The organism is Burkholderia sp. (assembly GCF_018375725.1).
Classification (GTDB): Bacteria; Pseudomonadota; Gammaproteobacteria; order Burkholderiales; family Burkholderiaceae; genus Burkholderia.
This window is the reverse complement of the sequence record NZ_JAHACR010000433.1, coordinates 1-2,618: the sequence shown is the minus strand read 5'-3', so window position 1 is coordinate 2,618 and position 2,618 is coordinate 1. Positions and strand designations below refer to the sequence as shown.

1 protein-coding gene is annotated in these 2,618 nt (G+C 58.5%); it reads right to left on the bottom strand.

What is annotated here, in order from left to right; translation table 11 throughout:
* Positions 1-407: 407 nt before the first annotated feature.
* Positions 408-2,414, bottom strand: a complete 2,007-nt coding sequence (locus KH616_RS23965) for a hypothetical protein (RefSeq protein ID WP_232357130.1) — start codon at positions 2,412-2,414, stop codon at positions 408-410.
* Positions 2,415-2,618 lie beyond the last annotated feature (204 nt).

The window sequence follows — 2,618 nt, the reverse complement described above, 5'->3', positions numbered from 1 at the left end:
CAAGCCGGCAACACGAGTCACGGACGACGAATCGACCGATCAGGCTGGAAACGGACCAGCTACCGATAGAAAGCGGTTTGAGTATAGCACTGACTTCCTGATAGGAATACGAACCTACGGTGGACTCTCCCCGATCAGGACGTGCCAGCTATTGCGCTCTGGCGCTCGCGAGTTCTCGTGCTTTGGAAACCTCATCATCCCTCAGCGGGCGCCGCCCGGCGTCGGCGATCAGCGTCTCGATCTGGCGCGAGTGGGCTGCTGCGGCCGTGCTGGCCAAAGGTGGTGCTTCGATACCCGCCAACACGCCCCGCGCGGTGTCGCGCAGCAGGCCTTAAAAAAAAATGCCCGCCGAAGCACCCCCCTCGAAAGGGGACTGCAGACGGCGGGGCGGGTTCCAGCTTGATAGATCACATACCAGGTGCCGGCGAGCGATCCTGCTGCTCGTTGCGGTGGTTTTGCATGCGCTCACACATTTCAACCTGGAAGGCCTTCGGGTCCATGAGGCCGTACCGCACCATCAATTTCGTGATGTCCTCCAGTTGCATGTCGCCGCTTTCGATACGATCCGTCAGAAAATCACGGATCTCGTCTTCGTCGAGATCACGCTCAGCGTCCGGCAGTTTCAGGCCAGCATCTGCCTCAGCTTGAGCCGCCCGAGATTCGTTGCGCCACGTAATCACTTCGATGCCGATGTCCATCGGTGCCGGACTGGCGTTCGAGGCGACAAGCACTTCATACAATTGTTCACCGACGGAGAACTCATGGTCAGGTTCACCCCAACAACGACGATACTCCTCGCCAGCTTCGTCTGCCAACTTCTCGGCATCGGTCACTTGAACTCGAACCATCAACGAATAAGTGCTGCCATTGATGTGGCTCACCCGAGCTTCGACGATTCGATAGCCAGCATTCTCCGGCCGAGTGGTCGGATTCAGCAGCGCTACCTTCAGTCGATCCTCGAGCAACGACGCATCACCGGATCCGATCTTCTCCAGGTGCTCCGCCAGAAGGCCGGAATCGAAATAGCGGAACTTCACCGAAAAGACGAGTTCCGGCAGTTTCCCACCTTCGACAGTTTGTCCGGTCATCGGGTCCATACCGTTTTTGATGCGGTGCTCGCGCTGATAAGCGCAGGCTGCATCTTCGGTATCGAACTCGATCGTCCGGCCATCTTCATGCTGACAGATGTACGGCTTCGAGAAGTTCGCTGCGTGTTCGTCGTCTAACGTTGCGACGTCGATGACATCCACATCCGCTTCCGGCAGTTTCCACTGTCCATCGACACCGAGATCCTTGTCACGGAGGTCCCCTCCGAGCCGAAGATACTCAACCGCCTCCGAATGCCCATACTCTTCGGCATCCGCGGCGGTTGCCCGCACCCACCTGTCGAACGTCGCCTCACCACCCTGACCTGCTTTGGTAGTTCGGAGGAATCCTTCGAGGTCCCGCAGTTTCCCGGTGTTGGTCGGTGCCCACGTGGACGAGATGTTGCGCCAGTCGAGTTGAAACCGACGCGACGTCACGCCTTCCGGGGCATCGACAGGCTGGGGCTCTGCGAACTCCAGCGTAAGCTCCAGTCCTCGAGTGCCCTCCTCCACCTTGACGATGGTGCCGACGGCCTTGCTTCGATTCATGGTCGCCAGATGCCCGACAGTGAATCCGCCGACCGTATGGCCGACCGGCTGCTCGAATTGAATTTCCGGCAGTTTCTCAGTCTGTTCGTCAGCTTGGCGGATGCCCTGCATCACCTCACTCACGACAAATCGCGGGTTCGCCGCTTCGAACCATCGCCAGACAGATTCCTTCTCGGCGCCCCTCCCGAAATGGAGGAACGACTCGTCGAGGTGTTGGCCGTCGTCGGTGACCGGGACGTCGCCCAGCTTGTCCCACAGCTGATACAGATCGCTGAGGGTTCGCTGCGGCTGATTCCGAGTTGCCAGCAGGTAGTCCTGCTGGGTCAGCCACCAGTCCGAGTAAAGCTGATCTGCTTCCTCGTCCGTGTACTCTTCGGATTCGGCCTGCCCCTTGCTTTTCCAGTAAGCCGACTGCTCCGAAACAGGAATGTCGTCGATGCTGGTGTCGTCAAGCGGCCTGGTTCCCGAATACCGCGAAAACACCGGCGGGTTCACGTCGACAAGACGGCACGTCGCGCTGCCCCCAAGATACGACTTCCCCCACATGGCTTGGTCGGCCAGATCGGTGATTTCGTCCTTCGAGGCACTTGCCGGGACATCGAGGTCAAACCAGATGTCCTGCGCGTCACCCTGCGATGTCACTCGTTTTTTCGCATCGTAGAACCAGTCGACCCCACCGACGCCAAATGCTTTGCGCTCGATGCAGTAGACGGTCTTCGTTTCCGGCAGTTTCCCGTCGTAACCGTCGTTTTTCGGCAAATTATTGTTTTGCTGTTTCATGTGTGCTCCATTGAACCGCGAAGCACACAGCCCAACGGGACTGAGATGCCCCGCTTGGGTTTGAAATATGTGGCTGGTGAACCCAGCTTAAGGATTCCTTTGGGCAATGGAGCCTCAAAGGGGAAACAAGATGCCGGCAAGCCGGCAACACGAGTCACGGACGACGAATCGACCGATCAGGCTGGAAACGGACCAGCTACCGAT